Annotated in this window: 25 protein-coding genes and 1 tRNA gene; 12 read left to right on the plus strand and 14 right to left on the minus strand. The window is 45.1% G+C overall.

Annotation, left to right across the window (positions count from 1 at the left end):
- Nucleotide 1 precedes the first annotated feature (1 nt).
- The 5 genes from ACAY30_RS13305 to hemE form a co-directional block, all read right to left on the minus strand.
- Nucleotides 2-77: transfer RNA gene (locus tag ACAY30_RS13305), tRNA-Thr, on the minus strand.
- Between the two features lie 140 nt (nucleotides 78-217).
- Nucleotides 218-964, minus strand: a complete 747-nt coding sequence (locus tag ACAY30_RS13310; protein ID WP_290251681.1) for a type III pantothenate kinase — start codon at nucleotides 962-964, stop codon at nucleotides 218-220.
- Between the two features lie 4 nt (nucleotides 965-968).
- Nucleotides 969-1,946, minus strand: coding sequence for a bifunctional biotin--[acetyl-CoA-carboxylase] ligase/biotin operon repressor BirA (birA, locus tag ACAY30_RS13315; RefSeq protein ID WP_290251680.1), 978 nt, complete (start codon nucleotides 1,944-1,946; stop codon nucleotides 969-971).
- A 13-nt stretch (nucleotides 1,947-1,959) separates the two neighbouring features.
- On the minus strand, nucleotides 1,960-2,979 hold the full coding sequence (gene murB, locus ACAY30_RS13320; protein WP_290251679.1) for a UDP-N-acetylmuramate dehydrogenase: 1,020 nt from the start codon (nucleotides 2,977-2,979) through the stop codon (nucleotides 1,960-1,962).
- Nucleotides 2,980-3,101: 122 nt separating this feature from the next.
- A complete protein-coding gene (hemE, locus tag ACAY30_RS13325) occupies nucleotides 3,102-4,169 on the minus strand; it encodes a uroporphyrinogen decarboxylase (protein ID WP_290251678.1) in 1,068 nt (355 codons plus the stop codon).
- Between the two features lie 358 nt (nucleotides 4,170-4,527).
- Here hemE and ACAY30_RS13330 point away from each other — a divergent pair, with 358 nt between their 5' ends.
- Nucleotides 4,528-5,433, plus strand: coding sequence for a S1/P1 nuclease (locus ACAY30_RS13330; protein ID WP_290251677.1), 906 nt, complete (start codon nucleotides 4,528-4,530; stop codon nucleotides 5,431-5,433).
- Between the two features lie 165 nt (nucleotides 5,434-5,598).
- Complete coding sequence (rsd, locus tag ACAY30_RS13335) at nucleotides 5,599-6,072, plus strand: sigma D regulator (protein WP_290251676.1); 474 nt, start codon at nucleotides 5,599-5,601, stop codon at nucleotides 6,070-6,072.
- A gap of 218 nt (nucleotides 6,073-6,290) precedes the next feature.
- Here rsd and fkpA read toward each other — a convergent pair whose 3' ends face one another.
- Nucleotides 6,291-7,037, minus strand: coding sequence for an FKBP-type peptidyl-prolyl cis-trans isomerase (gene fkpA / locus ACAY30_RS13340; protein ID WP_290251675.1), 747 nt, complete (start codon nucleotides 7,035-7,037; stop codon nucleotides 6,291-6,293).
- 244 nt (nucleotides 7,038-7,281) lie between these two features.
- On the opposite strand from fkpA, the gene ACAY30_RS13345 reads away from it, so the two are divergent.
- Complete coding sequence (locus ACAY30_RS13345) at nucleotides 7,282-7,515, plus strand: SlyX family protein (RefSeq protein WP_290251674.1); 234 nt, start codon at nucleotides 7,282-7,284, stop codon at nucleotides 7,513-7,515.
- A gap of 45 nt (nucleotides 7,516-7,560) precedes the next feature.
- Here the strand turns inward: ACAY30_RS13345 and ACAY30_RS13350 are convergent, their stop codons facing one another.
- A complete protein-coding gene (locus tag ACAY30_RS13350; protein ID WP_290251673.1) occupies nucleotides 7,561-7,758 on the minus strand; it encodes a YheV family putative zinc ribbon protein in 198 nt (65 codons plus the stop codon).
- Between the two features lie 66 nt (nucleotides 7,759-7,824).
- Between ACAY30_RS13350 and ACAY30_RS13355 the strand changes: the two genes are divergently transcribed.
- The 4 genes from ACAY30_RS13355 (at nucleotide 7,825) to ACAY30_RS13370 (ending at nucleotide 11,644) form a co-directional block, all read left to right on the plus strand.
- Entirely contained in the window at nucleotides 7,825-9,726 is a 1,902-nt protein-coding gene (locus ACAY30_RS13355) for an ATP-binding cassette domain-containing protein (protein WP_290251672.1), read from the plus strand.
- Nucleotides 9,727-9,814: 88 nt separating this feature from the next.
- On the plus strand, nucleotides 9,815-10,258 hold the full coding sequence (locus ACAY30_RS13360) for an META domain-containing protein (RefSeq protein WP_290251671.1): 444 nt from the start codon (nucleotides 9,815-9,817) through the stop codon (nucleotides 10,256-10,258).
- A 161-nt stretch (nucleotides 10,259-10,419) separates the two neighbouring features.
- Nucleotides 10,420-11,400: a hydrolase gene (locus ACAY30_RS13365; RefSeq protein WP_290251670.1), complete on the plus strand. Its 981-nt coding sequence runs from the start codon at nucleotides 10,420-10,422 to the stop codon at nucleotides 11,398-11,400.
- Nucleotides 11,401-11,416: 16 nt separating this feature from the next.
- Nucleotides 11,417-11,644 carry a YheU family protein gene (locus ACAY30_RS13370; protein WP_290251669.1) on the plus strand — a complete coding sequence of 76 codons (228 nt, stop codon included), beginning with the start codon at nucleotides 11,417-11,419 and terminating at the stop codon, nucleotides 11,642-11,644.
- A gap of 66 nt (nucleotides 11,645-11,710) precedes the next feature.
- Here the strand turns inward: ACAY30_RS13370 and ACAY30_RS13375 are convergent, their stop codons facing one another.
- From ACAY30_RS13375 to nudE, 3 genes are read right to left on the minus strand one after another with little or no spacing between them, the layout of a single operon-like run.
- Nucleotides 11,711-12,292, minus strand: a complete 582-nt coding sequence (locus tag ACAY30_RS13375) for a YceI family protein (protein ID WP_290251668.1) — start codon at nucleotides 12,290-12,292, stop codon at nucleotides 11,711-11,713.
- Between the two features lie 35 nt (nucleotides 12,293-12,327).
- Complete coding sequence (gene cysQ / locus ACAY30_RS13380; protein ID WP_290251667.1) at nucleotides 12,328-13,155, minus strand: 3'(2'),5'-bisphosphate nucleotidase CysQ; 828 nt, start codon at nucleotides 13,153-13,155, stop codon at nucleotides 12,328-12,330.
- A 2-nt stretch (nucleotides 13,156-13,157) separates the two neighbouring features.
- A complete protein-coding gene (gene nudE / locus ACAY30_RS13385; protein WP_290251666.1) occupies nucleotides 13,158-13,715 on the minus strand; it encodes an ADP compounds hydrolase NudE in 558 nt (185 codons plus the stop codon).
- Between the two features lie 140 nt (nucleotides 13,716-13,855).
- Here nudE and yrfG point away from each other — a divergent pair, with 140 nt between their 5' ends.
- Nucleotides 13,856-14,533: a GMP/IMP nucleotidase gene (gene yrfG / locus ACAY30_RS13390; protein ID WP_290251665.1), complete on the plus strand. Its 678-nt coding sequence runs from the start codon at nucleotides 13,856-13,858 to the stop codon at nucleotides 14,531-14,533.
- A gap of 62 nt (nucleotides 14,534-14,595) precedes the next feature.
- Here the strand turns inward: yrfG and ACAY30_RS13395 are convergent, their stop codons facing one another.
- The 3 genes from ACAY30_RS13395 to coaBC all read right to left on the minus strand — a co-directional run bounded on the left by ACAY30_RS13395 (nucleotide 14,596) and on the right by coaBC (nucleotide 18,032).
- Nucleotides 14,596-16,053 (minus strand): aminoacyl-histidine dipeptidase, encoded by a 1,458-nt coding sequence (locus tag ACAY30_RS13395; protein WP_290251664.1) that lies wholly within the window; start codon nucleotides 16,051-16,053, stop codon nucleotides 14,596-14,598.
- 91 nt (nucleotides 16,054-16,144) lie between these two features.
- On the minus strand, nucleotides 16,145-16,729 hold the full coding sequence (slmA, locus tag ACAY30_RS13400; protein ID WP_290251663.1) for a nucleoid occlusion factor SlmA: 585 nt from the start codon (nucleotides 16,727-16,729) through the stop codon (nucleotides 16,145-16,147).
- A gap of 94 nt (nucleotides 16,730-16,823) precedes the next feature.
- Nucleotides 16,824-18,032: a bifunctional phosphopantothenoylcysteine decarboxylase/phosphopantothenate--cysteine ligase CoaBC gene (gene coaBC, locus ACAY30_RS13405; protein WP_290251662.1), complete on the minus strand. Its 1,209-nt coding sequence runs from the start codon at nucleotides 18,030-18,032 to the stop codon at nucleotides 16,824-16,826.
- Nucleotides 18,033-18,213: 181 nt separating this feature from the next.
- On the opposite strand from coaBC, the gene radC reads away from it, so the two are divergent.
- The gene (gene radC, locus ACAY30_RS13410; RefSeq protein WP_290251661.1) at nucleotides 18,214-18,885 is read left to right on the plus strand and encodes a DNA repair protein RadC; all 672 of its coding nucleotides are present in this window, start codon (nucleotides 18,214-18,216) and stop codon (nucleotides 18,883-18,885) included.
- A 202-nt stretch (nucleotides 18,886-19,087) separates the two neighbouring features.
- Here the strand turns inward: radC and ACAY30_RS13415 are convergent, their stop codons facing one another.
- A complete protein-coding gene (locus ACAY30_RS13415) occupies nucleotides 19,088-19,978 on the minus strand; it encodes a neutral zinc metallopeptidase (RefSeq protein WP_290251660.1) in 891 nt (296 codons plus the stop codon).
- Nucleotides 19,979-20,381: 403 nt separating this feature from the next.
- On the opposite strand from ACAY30_RS13415, the gene rpmB reads away from it, so the two are divergent.
- The 3 genes from rpmB to ACAY30_RS13430 all read left to right on the plus strand — a co-directional run bounded on the left by rpmB (nucleotide 20,382) and on the right by ACAY30_RS13430 (nucleotide 21,570).
- On the plus strand, nucleotides 20,382-20,618 hold the full coding sequence (gene rpmB / locus ACAY30_RS13420) for a 50S ribosomal protein L28 (protein WP_290251659.1): 237 nt from the start codon (nucleotides 20,382-20,384) through the stop codon (nucleotides 20,616-20,618).
- An 11-nt stretch (nucleotides 20,619-20,629) separates the two neighbouring features.
- Nucleotides 20,630-20,785, plus strand: a complete 156-nt coding sequence (gene rpmG / locus ACAY30_RS13425; RefSeq protein WP_033078277.1) for a 50S ribosomal protein L33 — start codon at nucleotides 20,630-20,632, stop codon at nucleotides 20,783-20,785.
- A gap of 191 nt (nucleotides 20,786-20,976) precedes the next feature.
- Nucleotides 20,977-21,570, plus strand: coding sequence for a LemA family protein (locus ACAY30_RS13430; protein ID WP_290251658.1), 594 nt, complete (start codon nucleotides 20,977-20,979; stop codon nucleotides 21,568-21,570).
- Nucleotides 21,571-21,574 lie beyond the last annotated feature (4 nt).

A 21,574-nucleotide genomic window follows, 5' to 3' on the forward strand; every position in this document is an offset into this window, starting at 1 on the left:
ATGGTGCCGACTGCCGGAGTCGAACTGGCGACCTACTGATTACAAGTCAGTTGCTCTACCTACTGAGCTAAGTCGGCACTGCATTAAGTGAGGCGAATTCTAGAGTAATGTTTTGCACCTTGCAATAGCAAAATCAAAAAAAATTGGAGTTTTTTTTCGTTTGCTATTTTTTTGTACAATAACTGTACTAAATTTTAGCGCCATCGATTTTGCGCGGTTAATTTAACTGCTCGCAGTGCTGTGAATCACGCAAAAAACGCGCGATACCGTGAAAAACTAAGTCGGGTATCACCGCGCCGTTAAAGTCACCTAACTTATTTAGCTCTGCACCGTTGCCGCCGGTGAACAACAGCAGAGGATCAGTTAATTGGTGTTGCTCACACAATCGCTGTGCCTGCACAACCAAGCCAACCGCACTAGACCACACACCGAAATTTACGTTGTCAGAGGTTGAGGTGCCAAAGGCTAAACGGCTCACCGAGCTTACCTCGCCAAATACCTTATCCGTATGACTAAACAGACTGTTGGCCATAAGTTGAATACCAGGTGCAATCCAACCACCTAGGTGTTGCTTATTCGCCGATAGCACATCAACGGTCGTCGCAGTACCAGAGTCAATTATGATGGCGTTGCGATGGGGATATAGCCACTGTGCCCCAACCACGGCCAACCAGCGGTCTACTCCCATAGTGTGATAATTGGCGTAGCTGTTTTTTATCGCAAACGACTCGGCTTGTGTTTCTAACAAGATAAAATTGACTTGTTGTTGTTGCGCCCATTGCGCAATTTGCTCGTTAAACGCGTCATTGGCAACACTGGCCAACGCAATGGCCTTAAGGTCGGTAAAGGCGGCAAGTCGTTCCAGGAACTCGCGATTACTGCACTGCGCTAACTCGCCAATACCACCATCGATTGAGAGCATATACTTGAGCCGCGTATTGCCGGCATCGACTAGTAAATACATGGTTTTACTCCACTCCCCTCAAACTTATTTCACCACCGTAAATCGACTGTACCTTACCATCTATTTCTAACAATAGTGCACCATTTTGATTAATGCCTCGGCAAACGCCTTTACTGGTTTTGTTAGCTGAGTTGATCTGCACATCGCGATTGTAAAAGTAATCGCGCTTACGCCAGTCGTCGAGCATCGGCGCTAAACCGTTGCGCCGGTGTTGGTTAAGGCGAATATTGAGCTGGTAAATAAGTTGTGCTGACAATAAATTGCGATCGAGAGGTGTTCCAACGTGTTGGTTTAAGTCCGTCCACGGTTGACCTATCTTACTTGCTGCCAGCGATGGCATGTTAACGTTAAGCCCCAAGCCAATTACACAGTGTGCAGCGCCTGCGCTGGCCCCTTCTAATTCCAGTAAGATACCGGCTAATTTCTTACCGTTAATATAAATATCGTTTGGCCACTTTACTTGCGCGGGTAATTGATATTGATTGATCAACACATCACTAACCGCCAACCCTACCACAAGCGAAATGCCCATGGCCGTCGCTAAACCTTGCTCTAGTTGCCAATACATCGACATATACAAATGTGACGCAAACGGTGAATGCCATTGTTTCCCCCTGCGACCGCGCCCCGCTGATTGGTATTCTGCGATACACACTTGCTGATGCGCCACTCTATTGGGTAAACGTCGCATCAAGTAGCTGTTGGTTGAATCAATCAAGGTGTGCACATCAACGACATTGGTAGCTCCGAGTGTGGCTAAATGCTTTGATATACATTGTTGATCAAGCAGCGTTATCGGTTGTGCGAGTTTATAACCTTTGCCGCGAACCGAAAAAATATCAAGGCCCATTTCGGTCAAGGCTTTGACGTGCTTGGCAATGGCAGTACGAGATACCCCGAGTTGTTCCGCTAATTGTTGGCCAGAGACAAACTGCCCCGTTGCCAAATGCTTAATTAGTTGCTCGCGCAATAGTTTGGCCACTTTAACCTCTCAGTCAGCTAAATTGCGCAAGTGTCATTTCACCGTTGCGACCCACAAAGCGTACTTCCGGTTGCAAGGTAACGGCAAACTTGTCATATACCGCTTGTTGCACGTGTTTAGCCAATGCGATTACGTCATCGCCTTTTGCGTTATTGACGTTAACTAACACCAACGCCTGTTTGACGTGCACGGCTGCACCTTTGTGCTGGTAGCCTTTTAATTGGCATTGATCAATCAACCAGCCAGCGGCCAATTTGACCGTGTTATCCGCTTGCACATAACACGGCAGATGTTCAAATTCACTCAACAATGCTTGATAGGTCGAATAATCAACAATGGGATTTTTAAAAAAGCTTCCAGCGTTGGGCATCACATCAGGATCGGGCAGTTTACTTTGCCGAATAGCCACTACTGTATCAAATACGTGGCGCGGTGTGACGGCACCGGTTAAATCGCTTAACCCGGCATAACTCAGTTTGGGCTGCCACTGCTTTGCCAACCTAATGCCTATGGCACAAATTATCCCTTTATCTTTCAAACGGCGCTTAAAAACACTATCTCGATAAGCAAATTCACACTGATTTAGCGACAGTCTGTGCATTTTGCCGGTGCTAAATTCGAACCAATCAACATACTGACAAACATCGCTAAATTCGACACCATAAGCACCGATATTTTGGATAGGCGCGGCACCACAGTCACCGGGGATCAATGCTAAATTTTCCAAACCGGGCATCTTGTTGGCTAAACAGTAGCACACCAATTGATGCCAATTTTCACCACTGGCGACATGCAGATAATAAGCCTGGTCGTCTTCTTTGACACTGATCCCTTCAAACTTAGGACAAATAATCGTGCCGTTAAAGTCCTCGATAAATAAGGTATTGCTGCCACCGCCAAGAACGTAACGCGGTTCAGGTAAGTTAGCGGATAAACGCTCGAGATCGGCAAGCGATGATAATTCAACCAGATGAGCTGCCTTTGCCTCAAGAGCAAAGCTGGTTAACGATTTTAACGAATGATAATATTGCATCGGCGTGCTGCCTTGTGGGTTGTGCCGTTATTAAAGCGCAAAACCGATTAACTTGGAATAGCTTTAATAAAAAAGGGGCATCTGCCCCTTAATTGATACGAAACTGATATGTCGATTGCCAATTACTTATGGAACGGTTTACTGAAGCGGTGAACCGCATCAATAAAGTAACCTGCGTGCTCTGGATTAACATCAGGGTGAATACCGTGCCCTAAATTAAACACGTGGCCGGTTCCTTTATCACCAAAACCCGTCAAGATACGCTGTACTTCCTCTTCAATGCGCTCTTTTGGCGCATAAAGCATTGATGGATCCATATTGCCTTGTAGTGCCACTTTGTCACCGACGCGGGCAACCGCATCTTCAATGTTAATGGTCCAATCTAAGCCAACCGCATCACAGCCCGTTGCAGCAATAGATTCTAACCACATACCACCATTTTTGGTGAACAGTGTGACAGGAACTTTGCGACCGTCGTTCTCGCGAGTTAAGCCATCAACAATTTTCGCCATGTATTGCAATGAGAACTCTTTATACATGTTTGGCGATAGGACTCCACCCCATGTATCAAATACCATTACCGACTGAGCACCGGCAGCAATTTGTGCATTCAAATAAGAAATAACCGAATCTGCTAGCTTATCGAGCAGTAGGTGCAAAGTTTGTGGCTCTGCAAACATCATTTTCTTAATTTTGGTAAACGCTTTTGAGCTACCACCTTCAACCATATAGGTTGCCAGCGTCCACGGGCTACCAGAGAAGCCAATTAACGGTACTGAGCCATCGAGCGCTTTGCGGATAGAGCGAACAGCGTTCATCACGTATTGCAATTCACCTTCAGGATCTGGTTGACCAATTTTTTTTACATCTGCGGCACAAGTAATTGGGCGTTCAAATTTAGGACCTTCGCCTGTTTCAAAGTACAAGCCTAAACCCATTGCATCAGGAATGGTCAAGATATCACTGAACAGAATTGCCGCATCGAGGTCAAAACGGCGCAATGGTTGCAGCGTAACCTCGGTAGCCAATTCAGTATTGCGGCACAATGACATAAAGTCACCGGCGTCTTTGCGCGTTTCTTTATACTCTGGCAAATAACGTCCCGCTTGGCGCATCATCCATACCGGAGTGTAGTCCACTGGCTGACCTAATAGCGCGCGTAAATAGGTATCATTTTTTAATTGTGTCATCGATTTTTCGCCCTAAAAAAAATTGCCGACATTCTACCCAAAAGCCACAACAGTTACTATAAAAGAAAGCAAAATTTAAGCACTTGTTAAACCGATAAATTTAAAAAAAACAAAATAAAATGAAATATTTTTGTAAAAACAGGTTGCTTAACAACACATGCTTTGATATAAACAAAGGCAAGTTAAGAATAACTAATAAGAAGCTAGTTGAACTAGACCATACAGCGAGCATTTCAGGCCTTAAAGTTTTTTAAGGCCTTTTTATTTCCCCAAATATCGCTTTTGCCAACCTTATTGTTCTCATTTCCAGCTATAGTAACAGCTTCAACTCTCTTTGCTCGGTAAACAAAACACGCTCATGTTGCGCATCTTGATATGGCTAATTGGCCTATCGACTATCGTCTCACCAAACGCTATGGCGCTGGGTAAGCAAGGTCATTCGTTAGTATGCGACCTCACATGGTTGCAACTTGACACAGGTGAGAGACAACAACTGCAGGCGTTACTGCAATTCATCCCTGACACCGAGCAGCGGCGTATAAAGCGCTATATAAATAAACCTCACACAAATCCCCTTTCATTCGCCGATGCCTGTAACTGGGCCGATGCGATAAAAGACGATAAGCGCTTTGCCCACTACAAACCTTGGCACTATGTCAACGTAGACCGAGAGGTGACCCAGATAGTTCAAGACCTTTGTCGAGCAGATACACCGTGTATAACCTATGCGATAACTCAGCACGTTAAGCAACTGTGGCACAGCGATTCGGGGCACGATAAGTGGCAGCCGTTATTATTTATCAGCCACTGGGTGGGGGATATTCATCAACCGTTACACATCGGCTTTCAGTCTGATAAGGGAGGTAATTTGATTTCAACGGTGCACCCAGACCAGGGTTGCGACAATTTACACGCCATATGGGATCGCTGCCTGCTGTACGGACAACATTACCGCCATTGGCTCGGATTATTATCCGCCCGCCTCGATGTGCTATCGAAGCAGCCGCTGGTAACGCACTCTTCTAACCAAACATTAGACGCCAACGTTGCTACTTGGCCAGTTCATCTGTGGGCGACCGAAACACTAGCCATCACTCGCCACCCAAAAACACACTATTGTAGCTTGGTTGAGCAGCGGTGCTCGCTTATTCACACGCCGTTAAAGATCAGCCCTGATTACGTTAAATACAATCAAAACATACTGTTAGAGCAGATACTTAAAGCATCTGTTCGACTAAAAATAATTATCAAAAATTTATTGTAATCAGCGACTGGAAGCTATACTAGATATAAATCGATTCCGCCTTTCCAGCATTATAATCGACAAATCATATACTTATAATCAGATATAAAAATGTGTTGCATTTGTGAACAAAATTCAGTCTTATAGTAAGTGTCTCAAATGCTGCATACGACTAACGGAGGGGACATGCTTACACGTTTAGAACAAGCACAACAACAATGGGGTGGGTCTCACAGCGCCATCGATAACTGGCTCGGTGAACGGCAGCAAGTGCTCATTAACTACTGTCAGTTAGCAGGTATACCTCCGTACGAAAAAGATAAGCACTCTTTACCTAGCCAAAACGAAATTCAATCGTTTTGTCAGTTGCTTATGGACTACCTATCCGCCGGTCACTTTGAAGTGTACGATCAAATAGTCAGTCAATGCGAAGAGCGGGGTCCCGAATCACTCGCCTTAGCGCGTAAGCTTTATCCGCAAATTTCAGCGTCTACGGACGCAGCACTTAATTTTAATGACAAGTACGCCGATATTGAGGCTGTTGATGCCGTTGAAGGCTTTGATGCCGAACTATCCAGCTTGGGACAAATGCTAGAACAGCGCTTTGAGCTCGAAGATAGGTTAATTGAAACGCTCTACGTTAAACACACTGAAGCTTGATAACACGTTCTGGTGTTAGTGGTTAACCGCGCTAACGTTAACCATCACCTCAGTTGCTCGGCAGGCTGTTTCTCGTCTGAAGATCTCCTCAAAGTTATCGTACCATCCGTGCTGTAGACAGTGGATACGACATGCGCTACTGGGCAAAAAAACGTTATTGTTACAGAAGTAAAAACGCCGGTATTAACCGGCGTTTTTACTTCTATTGGTGCAAGTTATTAAGAGTCTGATTGCTCAGCCGGTTTGATCACTTCAAGCAATTCAACTTCAAAGATCAAGGTTGCATTACCAGGAATAGGCCCTGTACCTTGTTCGCCGTATGCCAAATCGGCTGGAATAACAAATTTGTAGTGAGAACCTGGGCTCATTAACTGAACACCTTCCGTCCAACCTTTAATTACGCGGTTTAACGGAAATTCAATCGGCTGATTGCGCTTGTAAGAGCTATCAAATTCAGTACCGTCAATTAAAGTACCTTTATAGTGTACTTTTACCGTATCGGTCGCTGCTGGCTTATCGCCTTCACCTTCTGTTAATACTTGATACTGTAAACCGCTTTCAGTTACCACAACACCATCTTGCTCTGCGTTGTTGGCCAAAAATGCTTTGCCTTCAGTTAGTGCTTTTTCGCGTTCGCTCGCGGCTAGTGCTTCGCGCTTGCCACGAACGCGTTGATCCAATGCCATCAACATATCTTGCATTTGCTGCTCGTCAAACTGGCCCTTGCCATTCATGGTTTCTTCAAAACCGGCTAAGATCAACTCTTTATCTAGATTGATTTCAAGCTTGTCATTTTCAGCTAAGTTATTGGTCATGTAATTGCCAAGTGATGCGCCTAACGCATAAGCTTGCTTTTGATCTTCAGTGTCTAATGTGACGGCTTGCTTTTCTGCTTGTTGTTGGTTACAACCGATAAGGGCAAGTACCGCGACTGCGACCATCGTTGGTTTGGTAATAAATTTCATCTCTTTCTCCAAAACTTCGTATATCAGGAGAAGCCCCCTAAATACTTTTCATTGTTATTAAAGTTACCCAATACTAGCGATAAATTCGCTCATTGCATAGGCTTATTATGCGATTGGTCAACATATCTGTTGATAAGGAATCATATTGGGACAAAAATCTATTTTTAAACGTCACCAGCAATAAAAGGTTTACTTCGTATCTTGGTGAGCGATAATGACCACAAATTTTTGCTAGGAGTGTGTTATGAATCAAAACAACACATTAATATCTGCGCTAGAGGTTCGCATTGATGAGCTGGAAGCCAAAATTGCATTTCAAGATGATGTGATTGAACAACTAAACACGGAAATCGCCATACATCAAGAGAACATCAGCCAGCTTAAAGATCAACTGCATTTGATCATCGACAAAGTGAAAAGTTTGAATGTATCGCAAATTGCTCGACAAGAAGACGAGGCGCCACCGCCACATTACTAGCCCGTTATCAGTTACAAAATCGTCAACTGATACCCATAACTAAAATTAGGGCTTGAATACGCCAATCACGGTCTCGTCATCACGTGTTTGCGGTGCAACTTGTTCATCGGGTTGAGTCATTAACATATTACAGGCAACACAGGTTACTTTTTCTACGCCGTCTTCTTTATACAGCGCTAGAGTGTCAACCTTTTTACATTCTGGGCAGGTAGCGCCAGCAATAAATCGTTTTTTCATATTCAAGCTAAAATACCATGTTACATTGCGCGTATTTTATCGTGTTTAGCGACCGAGAAAAAGGATTAAAGTTTGATCAAAGCATCACAAATCACCTTAGACAGAGGCGTCAAGACTCTTATCAGCGACTCGAGTTTTACCATATACCCAGGTCACAAAGTTGGTTTAGTAGGCAAAAATGGCTGCGGTAAATCCTCGCTTTTTGCGGCCATACTAGGACAACTGCAAGTAGACAAAGGCAACTTAGACATCCCCAAACAATGGGCTGTTGCGACGGTAAAACAAGAAACACCAGCGCTAATACAAAGCGCCATCGATTATGTCATTGACGGCGATCAGCAATTCAGAGCTTTGGAAAAACAGTTATCATCGGCACGACAAGCGAATAACGGCGCCCTCGAAGCGACGTTACTCGACCAAATCGACGCCATAAATGGCTACTCTCTCAATGCGCGTGCAGGCGAGTTACTGCACGGTCTAGGTTTTACTCAGGACCAACTCACTGAGCCTGTTAAAAGTTTTTCCGGTGGTTGGCGGATGCGTTTAAACTTAGCTCAAGCACTGATAAGTCGAGCCGATTTGATGTTGCTCGACGAACCAACTAACCACTTAGATTTAGATGCTGTCCTTTGGTTACAAAAGTGGTTAAATCGCTACCAAGGTACCCTAGTGCTCATTTCTCACGACCGCGACTTCCTTGACGCTGTGGTTAACGAAGTACTGCATATAGAGCATGCGACGGCGAAACTATACAACGGCAATTATTCCGCGTTTGAGCGCCAGCGAGCCGAACACCTTGCCCAGCAAGACGCAATGTATCAAAAGCAAGTAAAAGAACGGCAACAGTTAACGGCGTTTGTCGATAGATTTCGCGCCAAAGCATCGAAAGCCAAACAAGCACAAAGTCGCCTGAAACGCTTAGAAAAATTACCCGACTTAACGCCGGCCCACGTTGACAGCCAATTTAGTTTTGAGTTCAGCAATCCGTCGTATATGCCATACCCTTTGTTGTCGCTTGAAAACAGTGATTGTGGTTATGGCGACGAGGCAAAAATTTTATCTCAAGTATCGCTCAATTTAGTACCCGGCAGTCGCATTGGTTTACTCGGTCGCAATGGCGCTGGTAAATCAACACTGATCAAATCGCTCGCCGGCGAGTTGGCGCTAATGTCAGGTACTCGCTTTAGCGCTCAAGAGCTCAATATTGGCTATTTTTCTCAACACCAGTTAGAGCAACTGCACACTCTTGATACCGCTGTTAATCAGGTGTTACTTGCGCACCCGAGCTTAACCGAGCAACAAGCGCGTAATCACTTAGGTCGCTTTGGCTTTAGTGGCGATCAAGCGTTGAGTGTTATTGATACCATGTCAGGTGGTGAAAAAGCGCGTTTGGTTCTCGCTTTAATCGTACTCGATCAACCTCAATTGCTATTACTCGATGAACCGACAAACCATTTAGATTTGGAAATGCGTCAAGCACTGGTGCTGGCCTTGCAGAATTTTAATGGCGCAATCATTCTCATCGCCCACGATCGCTATTTACTCGAATCGTGTGTTGATGAGTTCTATTTAGTTGGTCAAGGCTTAGTACAACCATTTGATGGCGACATTGACGACTATCAAAAATGGTTAGACGACGACAAAAAGGCGCTGCAAAGTAAGCAAAACCCTACCGACAACGTCGATAAGGTAGATAAAAAAGAACAACGTCGCTTACAGGCTGAATTACGCAAAAAAGCCGCTCCGTTAAAGAAGCAAGCCGATAAGCTTGAACAACAAATCGAATCGTGGCAGCAATCACTCGACGAAATCGAACAGCAAATGGCAGATCCGGCTACCTACGACGAGCAAAACAAAGACAAACTCAGCCAACTGTTGAAGCAACAATCTGAGCTAAAACCAAAACTCGAACAAGCTGAAGAAACCTGGATGACGTTACTCGAGCAAATTGAGGATATCATGGCAGCCGAGTAGTGGTTATTTCGTCGATATATAGACAAAGTCGGCAGATGTTGTGCAAAACCGACTATTCTTAAAAAGACAATTTTGATGGAGCATTAAAATGAAACTGTTACATACAAGTGTGTTGCCGATTGCATTATTGGCTTTGACAGCCTGCCAAGAGGCGACGAATACCAGCGCCCCGGCAGAAAGCGCACCACTAATCGGTTCTGTTTGGAACTTGGTTGAACTTGCAGGCAATCCCGAATCAACCGGTGATGAGGGCAAAACGATCTTTGTTGAATTTAACCAAGAAGATCAGCGTTATTTCGGTTTTGCCGGTTGTAATAATTACCAAGGAAAATACAGCATCGATGGATCAGATATAGATTTTGGCATCGCCGCGGCAACCAAAAAAATGTGTCAACAAGGTATGCAACAAGAAGATGCTTTGTTTGTCGCCCTAGATCAAACCACGAATTATCAAATAACCGGTTCAACGTTAACCCTATCCGATGCATCAGGGCAAACATTAGCCGTGTTTCGCGTTGCTGCGAACAATTAAAACAAGTCACCCATAGTGGCTTCTCTCATATTGACTGAGGGCATACAGCCCTCTATCAACGCCTTAGACATGCCGTCAAAACGGCCTTGATACCTGTTTAATTAACGAAAACACGGTATAATCATCAGCTTGTTCACGGTTGATAAACAACACACGAAAAAATGAAACTAGACAGTAATTTTAAACCTGCTTGGTGGTTGCGCAATTGTCATTTGCAAACCATGGCCGGTAAGCTTCTGAGAAAAAACTTACATCTAGATACGATCACTGAAACGGTAGAAACCCCTGATGGTGATTTCGTTGAGTTGGCGTGGACTGAGGATCCTGCTCATTCTGCACAAAAGCCCATCGTGTTTGTGTTGCACGGATTAGAGGGTTCTATCGATAGTCATTACGCCAAAGGTATGATGGCAGCAATTAAGCAGCGTGGCTGGATTGCCGTGTTAATGCACTTTCGCGGTTGCTCGGGCAAACCCAATCGGCACGGTCCGAGCTATCACAGCGGCGACACGTATGATGTCCATTATTGCGTTCATTATTTACAGCAGCGCTTCGCAAATCGTCAGTTGGCTATTTTGGGCTTTTCGCTCGGTGGCAATGTATTGGCGAATTACCTCGCCCAAGATCAGCACACCCCGTTTCAAGCAAGCGCTATTATTTGTGCGCCGTTGCACTTGCACAGTTGCAGTACCCGCATATCGCAAGGTTTCTCTAAGGTCTATCAAAAGTATTTGGTCGATATGCTAAAAGCAAGTACGCTCACTAAAATTGAACTCGGCTTAATCAATCACATTGACAAAGAGGCATTGCGAAATATTCGCTTACTTGCCGACTTTGACGAGTCGGTTACCGCCCCGATTCACGGTTTTGACAGTGCCATCGATTACTATGAAAAAGTCAGTGGCTTGTATCAATTGGCACAAATTCGTACCCCTACTCTGGTCTTGCACGCCCTCGACGATCCGTTTTTATGCCATCAGTTCATTGATAAGCTGCCTGAAAGTCGATACCTAACTTATGAAATCAGTAAGCGCGGTGGTCATGTTGGCTTTATTGGTGGACACAATCCATTAAAACCGAGTTACTATATTGAGCAACGGGTGCTTGATTACTTTGAACAGACTTGGCCACAGGCGCTATAACTACCGAGATTTACCGATGATAATCCCGATCGAACAGATAAACAGCGACACCTTAGATAATCTCATTGAATCCTATGTACTGCGCGAAGGTACAGACTACGGTGAACACGAGTTATCTTTAGCGACGAAAAAACAGCAACTAAAACAGAAGTTGCAAGCTGGCGAGTACGTTATCGTCTATTCCGAGCTACATGAAACCATCAATATCGTCGAAAAAAGCCAGTTTTTGCAAGCAGGTGACTAAGGCATCGCCACCGACACAAGTGGTGTCAGGTATAAGCACACCACTTGCGGTTATCGCGTTGAGCGATTAACGGGTAAACACTAGGCTAAAGGTTACCGGTACGGCATTTGAAATGCTCGGCAAGCCAGCAATTTCTGTCAGTTTAGTCACCCCTTCGCTTAACCCAAAATCACTGGCACTGATAACAACAGGTTGGCTGGTTGAGACAAATAAAGTATTTTTATCAACGCGAATCACACGACATTTGGCCGTGAATGGTTGGCTTTTACCGTGTAGGTCAAGGTGCCCCTCAAGCGTTAAGGGATGCACCTGGCCGAGGGTTAACCCAGCTAGCATACTTTCGCTTACCTCGGCTCGCACCACCGCGGTGGCAAATTGGTCTGTATTAAACAGCATTTGCTTCATCCGCGTATCTCTAATATCAATACCTGTATTAACACTGTTTAAGGCAATGTCTATTTGCGCTTGGCCATCGTCATTAATGAAACCCGATAGCCTGTCAAAACGATGGACTTCTGCAATATCTTGCTTCTTGATACTGACAAAGCTCAACGATGATTGTTGCCCTTCCAGTTGCCAATTTGCCAGTGCGGTAAAGCTTGTACAGACAAAAGTGGCGATTACTACGCTGCGTAAAAAGGTTATCATATCGCTTCCCTCACATTAAAAGTATCGGTATAAAATCAGTCGCTACTGCGACTGCATCGATGTGGAATGATCACAGATTGCCAATCGATATTACCATTGCCCAAACCAATAAAGTCTGGATTCATTAAACTCGGACGTCGATTATAGCTTAGTGCATTCAATTCACTGTCGACAATATTACCACCGGCCTCTTGTAAAATAATATGGCTAGCACCGGTATCCCACTCACCGGTGGGACCAATGCGTATGTACAAATCTGTACTGCCTTCTGCAATCTGACAACTTTTCAGCGAACAACTGCCCAGTGGCTTGTGTTGATAGGCGTAATCCTGATTTAAATAAGGCTCGATAACCGCTAGCTTTTGTCGACGGGAAACGCCAACATTGAGCGGTCGACGCCCGTCGTAATCGGCTACCTGTATACGTTGGGTATGCGCAAGTGATTGCTTATACGCCCCCTCGCCTTTACTGGCGTAGTACGTCACTTGATGTGCTGGCGCATGAATTACGCCAATCGTTGGCCAATTGGCTTCCACTAAGGCGATATTGACGGCAAAGTCACCACTTCTGGCGATAAATTCCCCGGTACCGTCAATGGGATCGAGTAGCCAGTACCGTTGCCAGTGTTGTCGTTGTTGCCAGTCGAGGTTAGTGCTCTCTTCAGAAATGATTGGAATATCGGGTGTTAGCCGTTGTAAGCCATCAATTAACACCTGATTTGCCGCTAAATCAGCGCTGGTTACCGGTGAGTCATCCGCTTTTTGATATTGCTCAAAATTGCCCTGGTGGTAAAAGCGCATCACCTCCTCACCAGCGGTTTGCGCAAGTTCTATGGCGATTTCTAACAACCTAGCGTGATTCATGGTTAACCTTTTTGTCTATCTAGCAATAACATTAGCGCACTGATACTGCGTGCCTCGGTAAAATCTGGTTGCGCCAGTAATTGGTGATAATCTGCTAATTTCCAATGCACTTGTTGCAATGGTTCAGGCTCATCGCCTTCGAGTTGGCTAGAGTAAAGCCCGCGCGCAACATACAGTTGCATCGTGGCATTAAAAAACGCAGGTGCTAAGCTCACCTGATGCAAAAATTCAATCGACTTTGCGCCGTAGCCAATTTCTTCTTGCATCTCCCGATTAGCCGCTTGTTCGCCACTCTCGCCGGGGTCAATAAGGCCTTTGGGAAACCCCAACTGATATGAATGTGTTCCGGCGCAATACTCGCGCACTAGAATCATCGTGTCATCATCTAACATAGGCACCACTAGCACGGCGCCCGAGCCACTGCCTTTTATTTTTTCATAGGTGCGCAGCTGACCGTTACTAAAGCGAAGATCAATGGCCTCAACTGTAACTAAGCGACTTTTCGCAACATCTTGGCTATGCAATATCTCGGGTAATTGTAATTTGTTATCGTTATTCATATAGCTCTATACTTCTCATCCATCGCGCAACGTAAAACAACGGCATGCCCATGACCCAAAACTTCTCTTTTAAGCATAGCAAAACGATGTTAGTTTCTTAATAATATACTTAAATGATAGCCGTATTGATAGGGTAAACGATGCTAGATTGGGCAAACATAAAAACCGTATTGTTAGATATGGATGGCACCATATTAGATTTGCATTTTGACAACTATTTTTGGTTACAACACCTGCCCAAACGATACGCACAGGTGCACGGCATCAGCGTTAGTGAGGCACAAGACTTTTTGGCGCAAAAATATCGCGATGTAGAAGGAACCATCTCTTGGTATTGCCTCGATTATTGGGCCGAACAAACCAATATGGCCATTACCGAAATCAAGCGAGAAATTGATCACCTGATCCGGTTGCGCGATGACGCGCACGACTTTATGCAGGCGCTGAGACAATCTGGTCGACAGGTTATTTTAGTCACCAATGCCCACCCTGATAGCTTGAGTTTAAAAATCGAAAAAACTGCGTTAGATAAATATTTTGACCGACTGATTTCATGCCATCAATACGGTGTCAGTAAAGAGTCGCAACAACTGTGGCGGCAATTGCAACATGATATTGGTTTTGACAAACAACACACATTATTCGTCGATGATACCATTAGCGTGCTCGATGCCGCCAAACGCTATGGTATCGCTCACCTATTGGCGATAGCCAACCCTGACAGCCAGCAACCCGTGCGCCACATTGAGCACTATCCTGCCATCGCTAATTACGACGTGTTGATCAAAGATATTCTCACTCAGGCACCTGCGCCGTAAGTAGTCATACGATGGCGGCGCTTGGTGGTTGTATCGCATACGAACCACCAAGCACATGATCGCTATTTATGAGGAATGTTAGCCAGAACGCGGGTTAATAGCTTCCAATATTCACTTACCGATGTAATATCGACTTTTTCATCCGGTGAGTGAGGAAACTTTATCGTTGGGCCAATGGACACCATATCTAAATGTGGGTATTCGGTTTTAAACAGTCCACATTCTAAACCGGCGTGAATGACCATCACCTCTGGCCAGTTATCAAATAACTGATGATATGTTTCACGCACTAAGTGCATGATAGGTGAATCCGTACTCGGCTTCCATCCTGGGTAAGCGCCTGAGAACTCTACCTGTGCACCGGCTAAGCTAAACAGTGACTCAACCTGTTCTTCGATTTGAATTCGCCCGTCGTCATGCAGTGAGCGGATCAAGTTAAGCACTACCAGTTTAGGCCCTTTGCAACGTATCACGCCGAGGTTAATTGACGTTTCAACAATACCTTCAATATCATCACTCATGCGCTGCACGCCATTAGGTGCCGCATTAAGCGCTGATAAAATACGGTGCTGACACTCTTTACTCCACATTTGCTCAAACTCTTCAGGCTGAATTAGCATCATGGTTAATTCTGGCTCTACCACGGCTAAATTTGTCTGAATTTGGGCTAAATATGTCGAAAATGCGTTTTGCAATGCATCGATGTGTTTTGCATCAACGACAAAGCTAGCGTTTGCTTCGCGAGGAATTGCATTGCGTAAACTACCACCGTTGAGTTCGGTCAGTTGGATGCCAAACTGCTTACTTGCCTGCAGTAAAAAGCGCACTAGCAACTTATTGGCGTTACCGCGACCGAGGTGAATATCGACACCCGAGTGACCACCTTTTAAACCGGAAATACTCAAATTGAACGATTGCCAGTCCGTTGGTACTGCTTGCATTTCTAATGGAAAAGTTGCTGTTGCATCAACGCCACCAGCACAGCCCATGTATACTTCGCCCTCTTGCTCTGAGTCTGTATTGATCAAAATATCGCCGTCTAACCAACCTGCTTTGAGGCCAAACGCGCCACTCATACCGGCTTCTTCATCAATCGTAACTAACACTTCAAGCGGGCCGTGTTTAAGGTCGTCACTTGCCAATACCGCCAATGCCGAAGCCAAGCCGATACCGTTATCAGCGCCTAGCGTCGTCCCCTCTGCAGTTACCCACTCACCATCGATATAAGGGCGAATCGGATCGTTGAGAAAGTCGTGCTCTGTGCCGGCATTTTTCTGCGGCACCATGTCCATATGAGCCTGTAAAATAACTCCTTTACAGTTTTCCATGCCTGGCGTTGCTGGCTTCTTTAAAAATAAGTTACCGACGGTATCTTCTTTACACTCAATACCCAGTTCACACGCCCACTGCTGAATCCACGCAGAGATCTTTTGTTCGTGCTTTGACGGGTGTGGAATAGCACAAATATTGGCAAATATAGACCATAAAGACGATGGCTGTAACTGACTTAATTCACTCATAATACACTCTTTTAAATAAAATAAAGCCAGCAAAGAAAGTTCCTATTGCTGGCCTGACATTAAATACAAACCGGTTAGTAAAAATCGCTTATTAACACGAGGCGGTTAAAAACTGCCATTGCTCCGCGAAACTTTCACTTGGCTTTTTCTCGAAACCCGAACGCACATAGGCGCCGATTTTGCCTTCGCAATAGCTCAATAAAATATTCGCTAACGCACCTTCGGCTATACTGAAGCTCTTGCCCTCACGCAATTTGCGTTCGCGCAGGATTTGCTTGAATTGGGTTTCAAGTTTCTCGAATAACTGATGCACTCGGGCTCTGAGGCGTTCGTTTTCGCCAACCAGAGCATCACCGGCTAAAATTCTGCACATACCCGGATTGCGTTCGGCAAAGACAAGAATCACATGTGCAATGTGCTGACAACGCACAAGTGTTTCTTTTTGCTCAGATAAAATAATATTAATTCTTGAAAAGATCGCTTCTTCGATGTACTCAATCAAACCTTCAAACATACGGGCTTTTGAAGGGAAGTGACGATACAAAGCAGCTTCAGAAAAACCAACTTCACCCGCCAGCTTTGCCGTGGTAATGCGTTGCCCTGGGCTCGTTTCTAACATGTGCGCCAAGCACTCTAGAATTTGTTGTCTTCTATTCGTTTTTTGATTCTCTGACATTGGATTATTCTTCTTTAGTTTACGTCTACTGATGGCAGCTATTATTCGACCACAGGTGCCACAGATTTATTGTTATCAGCCGTCTGTGCAGCCGTTACCCATGCATTTTCTGCTGAATTAGTAAAACCAGCGCATCCGCTAGTGACTGTTTATTTTGCAATGGCAATTGCTGTTCTCCATCAGACCAAAATACCATCAACGCATTATCGTCACTGTTAAAACCCTGTCCCTGTTTGGCAACGTCGTTTGCGGCGATCATATCAAGGTTTTTACGCTGTAGTTTGCCTTTTGCGTAGTTTTTTACATCTTGTGTTTCGGCAGCAAAGCCGACGGTAAAAGGCTTATTAGTGAGCTTGGCGACGCTTGCCACGATGTCTGGATTTTTCACCAGTTGTATCGACATTTGCTCATTGTCATCGGTTTTTTTGATTTTTTGCTCACTGACGTGGGCCACTTTATAATCGGCGACCGCTGCGCAGCCAACAAATACGTCGCAACAACGCACTTGCTCCATAACCGCATCGTACATTTGTTGACCGCTGTCTACATTGATTCGTTGACAGCCGCTTGGTGTGGATAACGCAACCGGCCCGGATACGATGGTCACTTTGGCACCGAGTTTGTGGGCGGCGGCGGCGATAGCATATCCCATTTTACCGGAAGAGTGATTACTGATGTAACGCACCGGATCGATGGCTTCACGGGTTGGCCCTGCACTAATGAGCCAATGTTGCCCCGCAAGGAGCTGTTGCTGGTCAGTATTAAAGTGCGCCACTACCTGTGCAACAATATCATTGGGTTCTAACATTCGACCATAGCCAACATCCCCACACGCCTGTTCACCTTGTGCGGGTCCCCAAATAGCGACCCCACGCTCGTTTAACACGGCAACATTGTTCTGGGTGGCTTTAGCTCGCCACATTTGTTGATTCATCGCAGGGGCAATAGCTATAGGCGCAGGTGTTGCTAATACGGTCGTCATCAACAAATCATCCGCCATACCTGTCGCCATACGAGCAAGCGTATTTGCAGAAGCCGGAGCGATAAGCAATAAGTCGGCCCACTTCGCTAATTCTATGTGTCCCATCGCCGCTTCTGCCGCTGGGTCGAGTAAGCTGTCTGAAACGGGGTTTGCCGACACCGCTTGTAGGGTTAACGGAGTAATAAACGCTTTAGCGCCATCGGTCATAATCACTCTCACGTTAGCACCTTGCTCTTTTAAGCGGCGAATTAACTCAGCACACTTATAAGCGGCAATACCACCAGTGACACCTAAAACGATATTTTTATTCTGTAAAAACATCTTATCCTGCTAAAATTAACGACACGGTTGTCGCTGTATCTAATGATTGTGCCGATAAGATAGCACGTATTTAAATGGATATTAAATACTTATCCGACGATTAGTGGTCATTCACTCTGCCCAGACACACCGCTGAATCAGTATCCGGCAATGACAATGCAACAAAGCAAGGATCGCTAACATGTTACGAAATTGGCCAGAAAACGAACGCCCTCGCGAAAAACTTATCTCTCATGGTGTTGAACACCTAACAGACGCCGAGCTGCTCGCTATTTTTCTTGGTTCAGGAACCAAAAATCTCGATGCAGTAGCGCTTGGACGTCAGCTCCTTAGCAATTTTGGTTCGCTACACAATTTGTGTATTGCCGAGCGCGAGGCGTTTTGCCAACAACTCGGTGTTGGCAATGCCAAATACGCACAATTGCACGCGTGCTTGGAGATTTCTCGACGATTTCTCGCTAGTAAACTCGATGCGGGGGTTAGCTTGCGTTCGTCGAGCCATACCAAACAATACCTCATCAGTCAGTTAAAACACGAACCTCATGAAGTGTTCTCAATTTTGTTGTTGGATAGTCAACACAAAGTACTGGCTTATAAAAAGCTATTTTTTGGCACCATAGACTGCGCGAGTGTGTACCCGCGGGTGGTCGTTGAAACCACTTTAAAATATCGGGCTTGCGCACTGATTTTGTCGCACAACCATCCGTCGGGAATAGCCGAGCCCAGTTTAGCCGACAAACAAATTACCGAAAAATTGGTTAAGGCGTTGGCACTTATTGACGTAACGGTGTTAGATCACATTATTGTAGCAGGACATCTGGCTTGTTCGTTAGCAGAACGCGGCGACATGTAACGAGTGATAGTCGAGCCAATTGTTTTTGCGGCCGCTGGCATACCAATCCCCTGGGTTACACCGACCAGCATCTAGCTTGTCTGAGCAAGCTAGCTCGTGTCTATGGTCTTTTGGCTATAACCACTCATAACTAGTGCTATCTTGCAAAAATGCAAGGCAAAATCATTGCAACAACAAACGACAAAAGCCAACAGCCCCTAGATCACAAGGCGTTACTGTCAAAGGTATTGCACATGGTAAAGTCGCCGTTGTCGAAGCCGCGCTTAAACCAGCGCACTCGTTGCTCCGAGCTGCCATGGGTAAAGCTGTCAGGCGTTACTCTTCCTTGCGCCTGCTTTTGCAATCGATCGTCGCCAATCGCAGCCGCTGCGGTCAGAGCTTCCTCTAAATCACCGGCTTCGAGCATGTTTCGTTTGGTGTGTGCGTGATATCCCCATACGCCAGCAAAACAGTCGGCTTGTAACTCAAGGCGGACCGACAGTTGATTGGCCTCACTTTTGCCCAGGCTTTGCTGTGCTCTGTGTACCTTGTCGGTGGTACCAAATATCTTTTGTAAGTGATGCCCCACTTCGTGAGCGATAACGTAGGCTTGTGCAAAGTCACCCGGTGCACCATGGCGGTTTTTAAGGTCTTGGTAAAATGATAAGTCAATGTACAGTTTTTCATCAGCTGGGCAGTAAAACGGCCCAACGGCTGAGCTTGCCGTACCACATGCAGATTGCACAGCTTGAGTAAACAGCACCAATACAGGTTCGCGATAGCGCACTTGGTGTTGTTGTAACAACTGTGTCCACGTATCTTCGGTATCGGCCAAGACCACAGAAACAAATTCACCGAGCTGTTGTTGTTGAGGTGTTAGTTCAACACTGCCCTGGGTAGTGCCAGAACTCAAGTTGGGTGCCAAATTAAAGCCCAACATTTGGGCGCCAAAGTAGCCGACAACCCCGACGATTAAAACCATTCGTCCCAATTTACTCTTTAACAAGTAAGGAATAAACCTCACCACTCCAGCCAGTAATCCCGCCCCAGCGACAACTCGTTGCCCTCGTCTGTCTTCTACGTTCGTACTTTTTCGTTTACCTTGCCAACGCATAGCTCACCTCACATTGTGTTACGTTTAAAATTTAGCAGTGAACTGGCTTGAATCCCAATTTAACGACTTATTTAATTAACCTTTATTTACAAGATATCCCGCGAGTAAGCGCCTTATCAGCGTCGTTAATTAATTTCCCAGCTTATCAGCTGGCCGATAAACTAATGATTTGATCGCTATTTACGTGAAAAAAGCGACAATAGAGATGAAATTTTGTTGGGTTTTTCTACAAATACACGTATAATCGCGCCCATTAACAAACATCAGCTTAATTTGTAGCCGATAATGCTTGATCATTTAAAAGGACGTCTATATAATTTGCGACCTTTTTCAGGCTCCCATAGGCGACGGCCTGGGAGATTAAACAAGCTCGAGCTGAAATTAATTATTTGGAGTGACTCACATGTCTAAAGTTTGCCAAGTTACAGGCAAAAAACCGATGGTAGGTAACAACCGTTCACACGCTTTGAACGCTACTCGTCGTCGTTTTTTACCAAACCTACAAACTCACCGTTTTTGGGTTGAAAGTGAAAATCGTTTCGTAAAATTGCGCACTACTCCTAAAGGAATGCGTATCATCGATAAAAAAGGTATCGATGCTGTGTTAGCAGACATCCGTGCCCGTGGCGAAAATATCTAAGGAATTGAACAATGCGTGATAAAATTCGTTTAGTTTCATCTGCTGGTACTGGTCATTTTTATACTACTGACAAGAATAAAAAGACCATGCCTGAAAAGATGGAAATCAAAAAGTTTGATCCAAAAGCTCGCAAGCACGTGATCTACAAAGAAGCAAAAATCAAGTAATTGACTGCGCTTTCTTAAAAAACCCGGTATCGCACCGGGTTTTTTTATATCTAATGTTCAACCCCCCCTCGCCTTGGCTAACACAAGGCCCGCTCACCCGGCAAGCAGTGTCATTTACTACTTGCACCATTTAGCTACAACAGATAAATTAACATTTATCTAACATTCAGATCAGCAAACGGGAGCTCAGCATGGGTTTTTGGATATTTCTTGCGGTTGTCATTGTCGCCGTACTCTACTTTATTGGTATTTTTAATCAGCTTGTCGCATTAAAGAACCGTTACAAAAATGCCTTTGCCCAAATTGAAGTACAGCTAAAGCGGCGTTATGACTTAATACCGAACCTGGTTGAAACAGCTAAAGCGTATATGAGTCACGAACGAGAAACTCTCGAAGCGGTAATTACCGCCAGAAACAATGCCGCAAACGGACTGGCCGCCGCTGCCGCAAGCCCCGGCGACCCACAAGCGATGCAAGCGTTAATGGGCGCAGAGGGATCTCTAATGGGAGCGCTGAGCAAACTGAATGTGGTGATGGAAGACTACCCTGAGCTTAAAGCAAATGAAAATATGATGCAGCTCAATGAAGAGTTAGTAAGTACTGAAAATCGAGTCAGTTTTGCTCGCCAAGCCTTTAATGACCAGGTAATGAGTTACAACACCTATAAGCAAAGTTTTCCACAAAACATATTAGCAGGCATGTTTGGCCACGGTGTTGATGCCCAATTACTTGAATTTGAGGATTCAGAACAAATTCAAAAAGCGCCATCTGTATCGTTTAAATAATCCG

The organism is Thalassotalea ponticola, from assembly GCF_041379045.1.
GTDB lineage: Bacteria > Pseudomonadota > Gammaproteobacteria > Enterobacterales > Alteromonadaceae > Thalassotalea_A > Thalassotalea_A ponticola.